The organism is Sphingomonas gellani (genome assembly GCF_900110035.1).
GTDB lineage: Bacteria > Pseudomonadota > Alphaproteobacteria > Sphingomonadales > Sphingomonadaceae > Sphingomonas > Sphingomonas gellani.
Map to the genome: position 1 here is coordinate 206,592 of NZ_FOCF01000003.1, position 13,932 is coordinate 220,523.

Consider the following 13,932-nt stretch of genomic DNA (forward strand, 5'->3'; position numbering starts at 1 on the left):
GCCCCTTAGCCGCGGATGCCGTCGATTGCAACCGATGCGGAACCGGAACGAGGCATCGTGCGCTTGGCCGATCCATGGACCTGGCGAGTCAGCACAGCGAGCCACCGGTGCAGGCCGGCGACACTCCCCCCGATACGCAACACGGGCGGGGAAGGCGAACCCTGCGCAACGTGCTGATCGGCGTGGTGGTCGCGATCTTCGCGGTGTGGCTGGTGCTGTTCATCACCAGGGGCCGGTTCCTGAAGCATCCGTTCGAACGGATCGTCGGCGGCATGACCCACCGGACAATCACGGTGCGCGGTGACTTCCAGCTGTATTTCGCACCGCTGAAGATCAAGTTCCTCGCCGAAGGGCTGACGATCTCCAATCCGTCCTGGGCGACTCGGCCGAACCTGTTCAGCGCACAGCGGATCGACACGCGCATCGCGCCCCTGTCGCTGTTGTTCGGAAAGCGGCGGCTGTACTGGCTGGACCTGACCGGCGGCGCGGTGGACCTGGAATTCAACCGCGACCATTCCACCAACACCTGGACCTTCGATACGGGCAAGAAGGGCGGCAAGCCGCTGGAATTCCCGCGCATCGACCAGGCGACGGTCGCGGGCACCACGGTGCGCTATCTCGATCCGCGTATGCGGTTGCTGGCCAATCTGAAGGTCGACACGATCCGCTCCACCGACGCGCGCATCGGCAAGGCGGTGGGCGTCAGCGGCGATGGTACCGTGCGCGACACGCCGTTCACCGTCACCGCACAGCTGTTGTCCCCAGACGCGACCGCCAATCGTGGCGAGAACAAGCTGGTGATGACTGCGCGCGCCGCCGGCAACACGATCGACGTCGCCGGCACGCTGCCCTCCATCGCGGAGATCGAGGACGTGCCGCTGCAGGTGCAGGCCCGGGGCCGTAACCTGTCGACGCTGCTGGCGATCATCGGCGTGGCGATCCCGCAGACGCGTACATATCGCCTGCGCGGGCAGTTGGTGATGCAGGGCAACGAATATCGCTTCACCAAGGTGAGCGGCGTCGCGGGCCGGACCGATCTGGCCGGGCGGTTGACCATCACCAATGGCGAGCGGCTGCACCTCGACTCGCAGCTTTCGACGCGCAGCCTGGACATCATCGATGCCGCGCCGTTCATCGGTTACAATCCGGACATCGTCGCGGCGAAGGGTGCCGTGGCGGCGGCGGCGGCGACCGGTGCGGCGCCCAGCCGGGTCATGCCGGACGCGCGTTTCCCCGTCGAGACGATGCGCGCGTTCGACGCCGACCTGAAATGGACGATCGCCGATGTGCGCTCGAAGAACCTGCCCATCTCGAACGTCGACCTGACGCTGGACCTGGATCGCGGGCGGCTCGCGTTGTCGCCGCTGACCTTTTCGATGGCGCGGGGCAATGTCGCATCCGACCTGATCTTCGACACGCGCCAGCGGCCCAGTGCCGTGTCGTACGACGTGCGGTTGTCGCCGACCCCGCTCGCGAAACTGCTCGCCGGCTATGGCGTGGTGGAGGCGGGCACCAGCGGGACGGTGAAGGGGCGCATCCAGTTGAAGGGGCGGGGCGACACGATCCACGATTCGCTGTCGACGTCGCAGGGCCGGATGGCCTTTATCCTGCCGCGCGGCACCTTCTGGACCCGCAACGTCCAGCTGGCCGAGCTTGACCTGGGCACGTTCGTCCAGAAGATGTTCGAGGACAAGCTGAAGTCGCCGGTGCAGATCAACTGCGGATTGATCGGCTTTACCGTGCGTCGCGGCGTCGCGGCGGCCGACCCGATCCTGATCGACACCAGCAAGAACGTGATGCTGGGCCGCGGCGGCTTCAGCTTCCGCACCGAAGCGATGGATTTGGCGTTCCGCGCCGACGGCAAGAAGTTCTCGCTGTTTTCCGGCCAGTCGCCGGTCGGCATCAACGGCTATTTCGCGAAGCCGGGGATCAACGTCATCTCCGACCAGTTGCTCGGTCGTGCCGGGGCCGGACTGGGCCTGGCTCTGGTCGCGACGCCGGTGGCGGGCGTGCTGGCGTTCGTGGACGTGGGCGATGCGAAGGCGGCGGCGTGCGGTCCGATCCTGGCGGGCGCCAACGCCAATGCGCAGCGCACGACCAAGGGCAAGCCGCGCGACGATGTCGGCCATGGCACCACCGCCAAGGACGAGGACGGCAAGAGCACGGGGCCGGAGCGGAAGTCGCAGCGGAAGAAATTCCTGGGCATCTTCTGAAATTTGCCGGCGGGCACGCCCCAGGCGTCAACCGACTTTTAAGCACGCCGTCCGATAAGCCGGGCATGGCGGTCGAACAGTTTCCCGAGGGCGATAACGAGCCCACTGCCGGTTATTGCCGCGCGGCATGGGCGGCGATCTGTCGGTCGCAGGCGCTGATCGAATTCACCATGGACGGCACGATCACCTGGGCCAACGACCTGTTCCTGTGCATCGTCGGCTATCGCCTGGATGAACTGGTGGGGCGTCACCACCGCATGCTGTGCTTGCCGGGCCAGGCCGAGTCGGCGGAATACAGGCAGTTCTGGGCGCGCCTGTCGTCCGGTCAGTTCGATCGCGGCGAATATGCCCGCCAGACCCGGAATGGCGAGGAGGTGTGGTTGCAGGCCAGCTACAACCCGATCATCGACCAGGGCGGCATCGCGCAACGGGTGCTGAAGGTGGCGACCAACATTACCCGCCAGGTGCGGCTGGAACATGAGAACCAGGGCCATCTGGCCGAGGCGCGTTTGTACCAGTCGCGCCTGGAAGAACGCGGCGCGGCGCTGGAACAGACGATGGAGGATGTCGCCGGGATCGTCGGCGCGATTTCCGGCATCGCCAAGCAGACCAACCTGCTCGCGCTGAACGCGACGATCGAGGCGGCGCGGGCCGGGGTGGCCGGGCGCGGGTTCGGCGTGGTCGCGGGCGAGGTCAAGAAGCTGGCGGGTGACACGCGCCAGGCGGCGGAGCGAGCGCAGTTGCTGGTGGCGGCGCAACGCGGCTGAGGCGACGGAACGTCGTGGGACGGAGCGGGTGTAGCCCTTTGCACGAGGGCGTGCAGGGTGTGGAAACACGCTTGTCGCTGCGTCTCTTACGCCGATGGTCATAGTATAGAAGAAGAGACGGTGGCGCGCGGTGTGCCAAACGTGATCGCGTAGCCGCTTCCCCGTGGGCGGATCAGCCGTTAGCGTGGCGGCATGAACGACCAGCACCCTCCCTTGCCCGATGCGGCGCAATTGCAGCATCTGCTGTTCGATGCGGCGCGAGAGGGTGATCTGGCGGCGCTGGGCGCATTGTTGCGCGCGGGCACGGATGTGGAGGGCAGGGACGAACGCGGCTTCACCGCGCTGATGCTCGCCGCGTATAACGGCTCTCCCGACGCCACCGCGTTGCTGCTCGATGCGGGCGTGGCGGTGAACGGCGTCGGCGACGCACGCGGCAACCCGCCGCTGATCGGTGTCGCGTTCAAGGGGCATGAGGCGGTCGCGCAGTTGCTGCTGGCGCGCGGGGCCGATCCCGACCTGGTCAACGCCGCCGGCCAGACCGCGCTGATGACCGCCGCGCTGTTTCGGCAGGATGGGATCGTCGACCTGCTGCTGGCCCATGGTGCGGACCCCCGCGTGACCGATGGAGCGGGCAACACCGCCGCCGGCCTGGCGCGGGCGCAAGGACACATGGCGCTGGCGGACCGGCTGGAGGGGGCGGTTGAGGCTGGCGCATCAGCAGCCTGAGCCGGTCGGCTTGGGCGGTGCGCTTCAGCCTCCGATTTGTGAACGATTGCGTGCCCTAGGTTGAAGGAGCCGGCGGTAGGTGTTGCCGCTTGGCAAACGCGTGCTGGAAAGCAGCGGCGTATCGGCCCGGCGATGCGCAGGGGCCTTGGCGACCAAAACGTCACCTCGACGTAATCAGTATCGAGAGCCCTTTGTGACTACATCAGCGTGTAGAACACGCTTACGCGGCAGCCTGTGTACCTATGTGTAAGTGGATTGAACGTCAGGGCGACTTGAACCTTCCTGTCAAACAAGACCGTGTCTATCCGGTCCTGTTTTCGTATGCCTGCATACTCGAAATCGACCCTGTCATCTAAATGATAGGCGGCTACGTGTCGTTGCATGAAGGCTTGCATTGCCTCCTTGCCAGAAGCGGGACCGAGTTCTCGTTTAACGAGTAGCGTTAGCTCGTTTTTTGTGCGGTGGTCGTAGGCGCTCAATTCGGCAACCCACACAAACCATGCGACCGTCAGGAGTGCCAGAACTATGACAAACGTCTTCAATCGCATCTTGCCGGCTTGATCGACAAGGCAATCTCGAACGTGCCCCGAGATCGGCTTGCGGCGCCGGTCAAGCCCGGCTCGGCTCCAGCGCGTTGATCTCCGCGTGGACGCGCGCCTCTATCTCGCGCCGGGGCAGGCCGGGGGGGATCGGCTCGCCCAGCCGGATCGTCACCACGCCCGGTCGGCGGGCGCCGTGGCGGGGGAGCAGTCGCCCGGTGTCGAGCGCGATCGGTACCGTCGGCAGGCTGAGCGCGCGGTACAGGCCCGCAAATCCGGAGCGGAGCGGTGGCGTCTGGCCGGGCGCGACCCGCGTCCCCTCCGGATAGACGATCACGGATCGGCCCGTCGCCTTCGCCGCCTCCGCCTCCCGGACCATGCCGCGCAGCGCCTTTGCCGATGCCTCTCGGTCCACCGCGATCGCGCCGTACAGCCGCGCCGCCCAGCCCCATAGCGGGATGCGCATCAATTGCCGCTTCAGCACCATTGCCGGCCCGCCGAGCAGCAATTGCAGTTCCAAGGTTTCGAACATCGCCTGATGCTTGGCGGCGAACAGGGTCTGGGTGGGCGGCACCTGACCCTCCACCCGGACATGAATGCCCAGGATCGCGCGCGTCGCCCAACGATGCAGCCGCGCCCAGCCATGGGCATAGGCGATGGCGCTGCGCTGTCCGAACAACGCGGACGCGGGGGCGATGGCGACCACGGGCACGGAAAGGCCGTAGAAGACGACGGTGAAGAGGACCGTGCGGCACCAGTCCGCAACGGTGGCATCGTCTTGTCCGCGGCCCGTCGTGTCCCCGCTTTCGGTTCCGCTCATTCCCATCCGATCCACAGCGCGACCCGTCGCAGGATCAGCTTGTTGTATTCATTGACCAGCGCGGTCAGCCGGGGATTGGTCGGCACGCCGTCGCCCAGCACCAGCACGCCGGGGCCGAGCGCCGCGGACAATTCCATGCGGGCCCGCGCGACATGCCAGTCGGACGTGACCAGCCGCACGGTGCGATATCCGTGCGCCCGGACCCAGGCCACGGTCTCCTTCGCATTGGACCGCGTGTCCACCGCCCGCGCGCCCAGATCGACGCAGCAACGGAACAGTGCAGGGTCCACCCGGCTGGTGCGCGCCAAATCCTCTGGACGGACGCCCGGACCCACGCCGCTGACCAGCATCCGCTTTCCCTGGTGTGTGCGCAGCAGGGCAAGGCCGCGGTCGATCCGTCCCGCCCCGCCGGTCGGCACCACGATGCCATCGGTCGTGGTCCCCTCCAGCGGGGGCGCCAGGGTCAGCATGAACGCCGCGAATCCCAGGCACCAGCCGATCGCCGCCAGCCCGATCAGCCGCGCGATCACAGCATCCGCCCCAGCGCCCGCACGACCGTCAGTCGCGCCGCCAGCATGGCCAGCGCGACAAAGGCGAAGGGCAGCGCGATCAGCACGGCCCAGTCGCCCCTCGTCAACGCCGCCCCGCCGAGCAGGTCGGATCCCAACCCCGCGACCTGCGCCTGCACGGCCGAGGTCACCGCCAGTGCCGCCAACGCGCCGACGCCGCCACCGATCGCCGCATCCAGCGCCACGCGACGCTGGAACAGGCGCGCGACCTGCACGTCGGTGGAGCCGAGCATGTGCATCACCTCCAGCGTGGCGCGATGCGTCTGGAGCCCGGCGCGCGCCGCCAGCATCACCACCGCAGCGGTCGCTGCGGCCATCAGCGCGACCAGTCCCGCCGCCAGCAGCACGGTGGTGTGCAACAGCCCGCCGACGGGTGCCATCCAGCTTTCGTGCCGGTCGATCCGCGCGGCCGGCGCGACCCGGCGCACCGCGGCCGTCACGCGCGACAGTGTTGCCGCCGCGTCGTCGCGCAGGGTTGCGTCGATCAGCGCCGGCATCGGCAATGCAGGATCGGCGCCGTCCTCGCCCAGCCAGGGACGGAGCAGCCGGGCCAGTTCGGCGGGCGCGACCGGCTGGACCCGTCGTACCTCCGCCTGCCCGCGTAGCGTGCGTGCGATGCGGGCGGTCAGCGCGTCGCGGCGAACCGGGTCGCCCTCCACCACCTGCACCGTCACCCGGCCGGCCAGGTCGTGGGTCAGCAGCCGGGCCGCGCCGGCGGTTCCCAGACCCAGCGCGGCCGCCAGCACGGTGAGGAAGACCATGATCGCCATGACGCCGGTCATCGCGCCGATGCCGCCCGCTTCGTCCAGCACCCGGCGTTCGGATGCGCGGCGCCTCATGATCGTGCCCGATCGGGCGGCGGGTAGCGGAGCGATCCGGTGGGATCGAGCAACCGCCCCTTGTCCAGGCGCATCATGATCGCATCGGGAATGCGGCTGAGCAGGTGGAGGTCATGGGTCGCGACCACCACCGTGGTGCCCAGCCGGTTGAGCGAGTCGAACAGGTGCAGCAGGCGTTCGGCCATGTCGGGATCGACGTTGCCGGTGGGCTCGTCCGCCACCAGCATTTCCGGCCGGCCGATCACCGCGCGCGCGATCGCGACCCGCTGTTGCTCCCCGCCCGACAGGGTCGCCGGCTTCGCCCGCGCGCGGTCGGCCAGTCCGACCCAGGCGAGCATCTCGTGCACCGGCTGCTCCACCTGCGCCTCCGGCACGCCGGCGACGCGCAACGGCAGCGCGACATTGTCCCAGGCGGACAGGTGCGGCACCAGCCGGAAGTCCTGAAACACCACACCGATGCGGCGGCGAAAGCCGGGCAGGCGGTCGCGCGGCAGCATCACCGTGTCCTCCCCGAACAGGCGGATGATGCCGCGACTGGGCCGCTGTGCCAGGTACAACAGGCGCAGCAGCGACGTCTTGCCCGCGCCGCTCGCCCCGGTCAGGAAATAGAATGCGCCGCTGCCCAGCGCGAAGCTGACATCCGACAGCGTTTCCGGCCCCGTGCCATAGCGCAGCCCGACATTCTCGAACTGGACGATGTTCGCCATGGTGCGTGTTTCGCGGTCCGTTCGCTCTTGCCGGGTGATGACGCCTGCCTTGGCACGTTTCGGCTGGCCGCTTCAAGCTTGCCAGGGTCGCGCGCGGCGTGCTTAATTTCACCACAACGGCGGGTCGCCCGAAGCGGCCGAGTTTCTTTCGGCATAAACGCGTCCATGATCCTCGAATGCCCCGAGTGCAGTACCCGCTATCTCGTGCCCGACAGCGCGATCGGCGACGAGGGGCGCACGGTGCGCTGTGCCAAGTGCCGGCACAGCTGGTTCCAGGCGCCTGACGATCCGCTCGCCCCGCCGCCGGTTCCTGAGGAATCAGGTGCGGCAGCTGATACGGATCCGGCGCCGAGGGACGAGGACGTGGCAGACGCGGCCCCTGCCGATGATGTCGCGCAGTCGACCGTCGCGGAGTCGGTGGCGCGCGACCCCGTGTTCGACGCGCTGGCCGCTCGACCGGCGGCGGCGCGGCGTCGGCGGGTGCCGGCGCGACACTGGACGTTGATCGCGGTGGTGGCCGGGTTGCTGATGCTGGCCGGGGCGGCAGCGATCCTGTGGTCGGGCGCGCCTGGCTTCGCCGCGCGGCTGGGCATCGGGACGAGCGACACGCCGCTGCAACTGCGCGACAATCCGATCGAGCGACGCGAGCTGGACAACGGGTCCGAGCTGTTCGCGGTCAGCGGTCGCGTCACCAACCCCTCATCGGAGCGGCAGCGGGTGCCCGACATCACCGCCGACCTTCGCGACGCGACGTGCCGATTGGTGTTCAGCTGGAAGATCACGCCGCAAAAGCGGCTGGTTGCACCGGGCGGTGCGATCGACTTCTATTCCGCGCGGCTGGACGTGCCGCCTAGTTCCAAGCTGTTGGAACTCAGCTTCGCCGGCGAGGGGGTTCGTTCGGCGCGGCGCAGCAACTGCCGCGGCGGCTGAGCAGGTTTCCGGTCGGATCGTCACGCACAAGCCCCATTGCGGGGCGCGATCCGCTTTGCTAGGGGCACCCGCCTACCGGCCGTCGGCACGTCCGACGGTGTTGGCACGTGCGGTCGTGGCGGAATTGGTAGACGCGCAACGTTGAGGTCGTTGTGGCCGAAAGGCCGTGGAAGTTCGAGTCTTCTCGACCGCACCACCATCATCCATCTTGCAGATGTGGACCCCGATGGGCGTGTCTCCACCACCCCCGTTGACGGTGCGGGATGATCGATCTTCCCCAACGTAAGCGGTTCTCAGTTCGGGTCGGCGCGCCTGCCCGAGATACGGGACCTCCGCTGAACCCGATCAAGGTCGTCGACTATCTCTCATGACAACCGCATCCGTCGGTACGCCTGCCGGCCCCGTGCATGCAGCCTACTCGAATCCGACCACGGCGTGGGGGACATAGGCTTCCTCCAGCCGGGCCAGCTCGCTTTCGCTGAGCACGAGGTCGAGGGCGGCGATCGCATCGTTCAGATGGCCGGGCTTGGACGCGCCCACGATAGGCGCCGATACGACCGGCTTGGCAAGGACCCATGCCAGCGCGATCTGCGCGCGGGCCACGCCGCGTTCGCTCGCCACGGCGGCAACCGCATCCACGACCCTGCGATCGGCCGAAGCGGTGTGTTCGTACAACGTCCTGCCGAAATTGTCGGTCTGCGAACGTTCGGTCGTCTCGTCCCAATCGCGCGTCAGGCGCCCGCGGGCCAGCGGGCTCCACGGGATGACACCGATCCCTTCCGCCTCACACAACGGCAGCATTTCGCGCTCTTCCTCGCGGTAGAGGAGGTTCACGTAATTCTGCATCGTGACGAAACGGGTCCAGCCATTCGCATCGGACGTGTGCAGCATGGTGGCGAACTGCCAGGCGTACATTGAGGACGCGCCGATGTAGCGAGCCTTGCCGGCCTTCACGACGTCATGAAGCGCCTCCAGCGTCTCTTCGATGGGCGTGTCGTAGTCAAAGCGGTGGATCTGGTAGAGGTCGACATAGTCGGTCCCGAGCCGGGTGAGGCTGGCATCGATCTCCTGCATGATCGCCTTGCGGCTCAGTCCCGCTCCATTGGGGCCGGGGCGCATCCGGCCATGCACCTTGGTGGCGATCACCACCTCTTCGCGCCGGGTGAAATCCTTCAGCGCGCGCCCGACGATCTCCTCAGAGCTGCCATCCGAATAAACATTGGCCGTGTCGAAGAAGTTGATCCCGGCCTCTACGGCTTGCTGCAGAAGCGGGCGGCTTTTTGCTTCGTCCAGCGTCCATTCGTGGTTGCCGCGCGCTGGGTCGCCATAGGTCATGCAGCCGAGGCAAAGTCGCGATATGTCGAGGCCCGTCGAGCCGAGTTTCGTGTATTCCATGACGCGTCCTCCGATGGGTGTGCGGAACGCCTCGATCGCACGGAGGGTCCGTGTCCGGGCAGGAGGCGGCAAACTGTCGCCTATCGCGGAGACGCCCATGCGCTGGGCACGCGAGGCATGGGGGCTCTCAGGTTTGAAGTCTGCTGCCGTGCCTCGCAGGGTCGGCAAAGCGCATCACAGGACATTGGGGCAGGCCGGGTGCGACGCTTTGCCTAGCACCCCGCAATTAGGACACTACGCACCAGGATTTACAGGGGTCTGGAACACAGGTCCGGCGCTTCACCAGCTTAAGCCCACCGCTCGGCCTGATCCGAAGTCACTGAAGGTATGCGCCGGCCAATGCCAACGCGTCAGAAATCGATCGCGATGCCCTTCGACTCCCAATCGCCATAGCGAACGGGGTCTTTGCCCAGCGGGTCGGTCGCGGGGCGGGGGCGATCCTCCGGCACGGGCACGGGCGGGCTTTTCGACAAATAGGCTGGCGGCTTCAGGTTGGGCGGGCGCTGGGCCATGACATGCTTCCGATTGCGCTTGACAGATACCGGGGCCATGTCGGCCCGCGATGGCACGACCACAAGAGACAAACCGCCGCTCCGCCCCCGTTCGCCCGCCGGAGCCGCTGGGCACCGCCGTCCGCCGCGCTGCGCTGCGCCTGCTGGATGCGGTGCTGCGCCGGGGCGAGGCGCTGGAGGCGGCGCTGCCCGGCGCGACGCGCGCGCTGCACGGCGGGCCCGATCGCGGGCTGGCGCATGCCATCGCCGCAGAGACGCTGCGCCGCATGACCGACCTGGACGCGCTGATCGACAGCGCGACGCGGCAGCGGTTGCCCGACGATGCCAAGGCGCGTTCGGCGCTACGCGTGGCTTTGGTCCAGGTGCTGGCGCTCGGCACCCCGCCGCACGCCGCCATCGCGACCGTGCTGCCGCTGGTGGATGGCGGCCCGCGCAAGCTGGTCCATGGCGTATTCGGCACGCTGATGCGCGGTGGCGCGACTCTGCCGGAGGTGCCGGTGCTGCCCGTCGGCGTGGCGGAGCGCTGGACGAATGTCTGGGGCGTAGAAGTCGCCGCCGCCGCCGCCCGCGCCATCGCCGCGCCGCCACCCGTCGACCTGTCGCTGCGCGATCCCGCCGCCACGGCCGAATGGGCGGACAGGCTGGGCGGGGTCAGCCTGATGAGCGGGCATGTCCGCCTGCCCGCCGACCACGCGCCGATCCCGGAGTTGCCGGGGTTCGGGGAGGGCGCTTGGTGGGTGCAGGACATCGCCGCGTCGATCCCCGCGCGATTGCTGGCGGAGGTGCCGGGCGAGGTGGTCGACCTGTGCGCCGCACCGGGCGGGAAGACGTTGCAACTCGCCGCCCAGGGTAAGCGCGTGACGGCGGTGGATGTGTCGGAAAGTCGTCTGGCGCGACTTCGCGACAATCTGTCCCGCACGACACTGGCGGCGAAAGTGGTGCGTGCCGACGCACTGAACTGGGCGCCGGCCGCACCGGCTGACGGCGTGCTGGTCGACGCCCCGTGCAGCGCCAGCGGCATCTTCCGCCGTCATCCGGACGTGCTGTACCGGGCCCATGCCGGCATCGTCGCCGAGCTGGCCGAGCTTCAGGCGCGCATCCTGGCCCGTGCGGCCGATTGGGTGAAGCCGGGCGGCGTGCTGGTCTATGCCACCTGCTCGCTGGAACGCGAGGAAGGGGAGGCGCAGGTCGACGCCTTCCTGGCAGCGCGTGACGATTATCGGCTGGACGCGGGTGTCGCGGATCGCCTGCCGGCGGCGATGCGACCCGCGATACCCGACGGTCATGTCAGGACCCTGCCGGGGATAATGGAGGGCGACGGCGGCATGGACGGGTTCTTCATCGCGCGCCTGATCCGCAACGCCTGACTTGCGGGGGCGTTCGGGGTTGCTACAGAACGATCCGCCTATGCCAGCCAAGCCCGTCCGCATCGCCCCGTCCATCCTGTCCGCCGACTTCGCGCGACTGGGCGAGGAGGTGCGCGCGATCGATGCGGCCGGCGCGGACTGGATCCATATCGATGTCATGGATGGGCATTTCGTCCCCAACCTGTCGATGGGTCCGGCGGTGGTGAAGGCGATCCGGCCGCTGACGACGAAGCCGTTCGACGTCCACCTGATGATCTCCCCCGTCGATCCGTTCCTGGAGGCGTTCGCGGAGGCGGGTGCCGACACCATGACCGTGCATCCGGAGGCGGGCCCGCATATCCACCGCACGGTCGGCGCGATCAAGGCGCTGGGCAAGCGCGCGGGCGTGGTGCTGAACCCCGGCACCCCGGCGAAGATGCTCGATTATCTGATCGACACCGTCGACCTGGTGCTGGTGATGAGCGTCAATCCGGGTTTCGGTGGCCAGCATTTCATCGAGTCGCAGCTGAAGAAGATCGCCGCGATCCGCAAGATGATCGACGCCACCGGGCGCGACATCGACCTGGAGGTGGATGGCGGCGTCGATGCGGACAATGCACGCCGCTGTGTCGAGGCGGGCGCGGACGCGCTGGTCGCGGGCACGTCGGTGTTCCGCCATGGTCCGACCGGCTATGCGGCCGCGATCGCCGCCTTGAGGAACGGGTGAGCGCGCCCGAGGACGGGATCGACGAAACGGCCGCCGACCCCAATTCCGACACGATCGACGAGGGTCGCCGGCTGGTCCGGCTGGGCGGTGACAAGGGGCTGAGCCTGGCCGAGCGGCTGGCCGATCGGTTCCACAGGCTGACCTGGCGCACGCCGCTGCACTCGTTGCGACTGAAGGGGCGCTATCCGCTGAAGCTGCTGGCGATCCCGGACGACACGATCATGGGCGATGTGGCGCGCGGCCAGGCCCTGTTGCAGGGCCAGGTCGTGTTTCGCGGCGAGCGCCAGCCGATCGAGACGCTGGACGTTTCGGGCCCGAACGTCGGTGCGGCGTTTGCCGAATATGTCCACAGCTTCGCCTGGTTGCGCGACCTGTCCACCGTGGCGACGCGGGCACAGGGCGCGCCGGTGGCCGAACTGGTCATGGCACGCTGGCTGGACGCGCACGCCGAGACGGTGGCGGGTACGGCGTGGCGGCCCGACATGTGGGGACGGCGCATCCTGTTCTGGACCGCGCACGCGCCGCTGATCCTGTCGTCGGCCGACCTGATCTATCGCTCCAAGGTGCTGAACGCCTTGGCCCGCGGGGCGCGCCATCTCGATCGGGGGGCGGACAAGGCGCCGGCGGGCCCGCGCCGGATCGCGGCATGGTGCGGGGTCATCGCGGCGGGCCTGCTGATCCCCGGCGGAGAGCCGCGCCAGGCGTTTGGGGAAGCGGGGCTGCTCAGGGCGCTGGCGGCGTCGCAGTTCGACGATGGCGGGTCCGTGACGCGCAGCCCGGCTGCGTTGCTGGACACGGTGGCGCTGCTGACGCTGCTCGCCGGCTGCTACGACGCGCGGCGGATCGATTGGCCAGAGCCGGTGACCACCGCCCTGAACAAGGCGGTCGGCGCCTTGCTGGGCGTGAGCCATGCGGATCGCGGCCTGTCGAGTTGGCAGGGTGGGGGCCCCGCCTCCGCCGAAGAGGTCGCGGCGGTGATCGAGGGCAGCGGGGTCCGCACCCGTCCGCTGCGCCAGGCACGCGACTGGGGTTATCAGCGATTGGCGGCGGGCGGCGCGGTGCTGATCGTCGACGCGGCGCCGCCGCCGGTCGCGCGCGTGGTCGATGGCGGCTGTGCCTCCACGCTGGCGTTCGAGTTCTCCGACGGGCCGGCGCGGATCGTGGTCAATTGCGGCGGCGCGCGCGCGGCGGTGGCAGGACTGCCGCGTCCGATCGTCGAGGGACTGCGTACGACGGCCGCGCATTCCACGCTGATCGTGGGCGACTCCAACTCGACCGCGATCCATGCCGATGGCACGTTGGGGCGCGGTGTGGTCGAGGTGGAGTTGTCGCGCCTGGAGAATGAGGCGGCGAGCCGGATCGACGCCGCGCATGACGGCTATGCCCGCCGCTGGGGCTTCCAGCATCGCCGGCAACTGGTGCTGGGTGCCGAGGGGCGCGAGCTGCGCGGCGAGGACCAGTTGCTGCCGGTGGGGCGCAAGCGTCGTTCCGGTGCGGTCGGGTTCGCCGTGCGGTTCCACTTGGGCGGGGGGGTCGAGGCGTCGGCGACCGCAGACAGCCTTGGCGCGATCCTCCGGGTGCCGGGCGGCGCCTTGTGGCAATTCCGCTGCCGTGGCGGGACGCTGGCGATCGAGGACAGCCTGTGGATCGATGCGGACGGCCGTCCGGTGGCGACGCAGCAGCTGGTGATCGGCGGCGAGGCGCAGGCCGGTGGCGCAACCGTCAGCTGGGCGCTGAAGCGGGCGATGTAGCCCGGACGGCGGCTCGCCCGAGCGTCGCGCGACCCGCTGCCGCAGAACAGCGTCAACAACCACGGCCGACGACCGCGCTGCCCATCCTGAG

The 13,932-nt window shown here is 68.7% G+C and carries 13 protein-coding genes and 1 tRNA gene; 8 read left to right on the forward strand and 6 right to left on the reverse strand.

Translation table 11 applies throughout. The features are described from left to right. The first annotated feature begins 74 nt into the window (after window positions 1–74). The 3 genes from BMX37_RS07815 to BMX37_RS07825 all read left to right on the forward strand — a co-directional run bounded on the left by BMX37_RS07815 (window position 75) and on the right by BMX37_RS07825 (window position 3,706). The gene (locus BMX37_RS07815; protein ID WP_093665174.1) at window positions 75–2,213 is read left to right on the forward strand and encodes an AsmA family protein; all 2,139 of its coding nucleotides are present in this window, start codon (window positions 75–77) and stop codon (window positions 2,211–2,213) included. 65 nt (window positions 2,214–2,278) lie between these two features. Beyond that, entirely contained in the window at window positions 2,279–2,980 is a 702-nt protein-coding gene (locus tag BMX37_RS07820) for a methyl-accepting chemotaxis protein (protein ID WP_093665175.1), read from the forward strand. A 192-nt stretch (window positions 2,981–3,172) separates the two neighbouring features. Then, a complete protein-coding gene (locus BMX37_RS07825; protein WP_093665176.1) occupies window positions 3,173–3,706 on the forward strand; it encodes an ankyrin repeat domain-containing protein in 534 nt (177 codons plus the stop codon). Between the two features lie 609 nt (window positions 3,707–4,315). Here BMX37_RS07825 and BMX37_RS07835 read toward each other — a convergent pair. Genes BMX37_RS07835 through ftsE form a run of 4 tightly spaced genes read right to left on the reverse strand, consistent with a single transcriptional unit; the run spans window position 4,316 to window position 7,180 of the window. Beyond that, window positions 4,316–5,065 (reverse strand): lysophospholipid acyltransferase family protein, encoded by a 750-nt coding sequence (locus BMX37_RS07835; RefSeq protein ID WP_093665178.1) that lies wholly within the window; start codon window positions 5,063–5,065, stop codon window positions 4,316–4,318. Further along, a complete protein-coding gene (locus BMX37_RS07840; protein ID WP_093665179.1) occupies window positions 5,062–5,595 on the reverse strand; it encodes a YdcF family protein in 534 nt (177 codons plus the stop codon). The genes BMX37_RS07835 and BMX37_RS07840 overlap by 4 nt, the downstream gene beginning before the upstream one ends. Further along, a complete protein-coding gene (locus tag BMX37_RS07845; protein WP_093665180.1) occupies window positions 5,592–6,473 on the reverse strand; it encodes a cell division protein FtsX in 882 nt (293 codons plus the stop codon). The genes BMX37_RS07840 and BMX37_RS07845 overlap by 4 nt, the downstream gene beginning before the upstream one ends. Next, window positions 6,470–7,180, reverse strand: a complete 711-nt coding sequence (gene ftsE, locus BMX37_RS07850; RefSeq protein ID WP_093665181.1) for a cell division ATP-binding protein FtsE — start codon at window positions 7,178–7,180, stop codon at window positions 6,470–6,472. Before ftsE ends, BMX37_RS07845 begins: the two co-directional genes overlap by 4 nt. A gap of 165 nt (window positions 7,181–7,345) precedes the next feature. On the opposite strand from ftsE, the gene BMX37_RS07855 reads away from it, so the two are divergent. Both BMX37_RS07855 and BMX37_RS07860 read left to right on the forward strand, forming a co-directional pair. Further along, complete coding sequence (locus BMX37_RS07855; RefSeq protein WP_093665182.1) at window positions 7,346–8,110, forward strand: zinc-ribbon domain-containing protein; 765 nt, start codon at window positions 7,346–7,348, stop codon at window positions 8,108–8,110. A 109-nt stretch (window positions 8,111–8,219) separates the two neighbouring features. Beyond that, window positions 8,220–8,306 (forward strand) — tRNA-Leu (locus BMX37_RS07860). Between the two features lie 218 nt (window positions 8,307–8,524). Here BMX37_RS07860 and BMX37_RS07865 read toward each other — a convergent pair. Then, complete coding sequence (locus tag BMX37_RS07865; protein WP_093665183.1) at window positions 8,525–9,505, reverse strand: aldo/keto reductase; 981 nt, start codon at window positions 9,503–9,505, stop codon at window positions 8,525–8,527. A gap of 350 nt (window positions 9,506–9,855) precedes the next feature. Then, the gene (locus BMX37_RS07870) at window positions 9,856–10,017 is read right to left on the reverse strand and encodes a DUF1674 domain-containing protein (RefSeq protein WP_093665378.1); all 162 of its coding nucleotides are present in this window, start codon (window positions 10,015–10,017) and stop codon (window positions 9,856–9,858) included. Window positions 10,018–10,067: 50 nt separating this feature from the next. Here BMX37_RS07870 and BMX37_RS07875 point away from each other — a divergent pair, with 50 nt between their 5' ends. Genes BMX37_RS07875 through BMX37_RS07885 form a run of 3 tightly spaced genes read left to right on the forward strand, consistent with a single transcriptional unit; the run spans window position 10,068 to window position 13,841 of the window. Further along, window positions 10,068–11,384, forward strand: a complete 1,317-nt coding sequence (locus BMX37_RS07875; RefSeq protein ID WP_093665184.1) for an RsmB/NOP family class I SAM-dependent RNA methyltransferase — start codon at window positions 10,068–10,070, stop codon at window positions 11,382–11,384. A gap of 40 nt (window positions 11,385–11,424) precedes the next feature. Beyond that, window positions 11,425–12,090: a ribulose-phosphate 3-epimerase gene (gene rpe, locus BMX37_RS07880; protein WP_093665185.1), complete on the forward strand. Its 666-nt coding sequence runs from the start codon at window positions 11,425–11,427 to the stop codon at window positions 12,088–12,090. Beyond that, window positions 12,087–13,841: a heparinase II/III family protein gene (locus BMX37_RS07885; RefSeq protein WP_244501454.1), complete on the forward strand. Its 1,755-nt coding sequence runs from the start codon at window positions 12,087–12,089 to the stop codon at window positions 13,839–13,841. Before rpe ends, BMX37_RS07885 begins: the two co-directional genes overlap by 4 nt. Window positions 13,842–13,932: the final 91 nt, after the last annotated feature.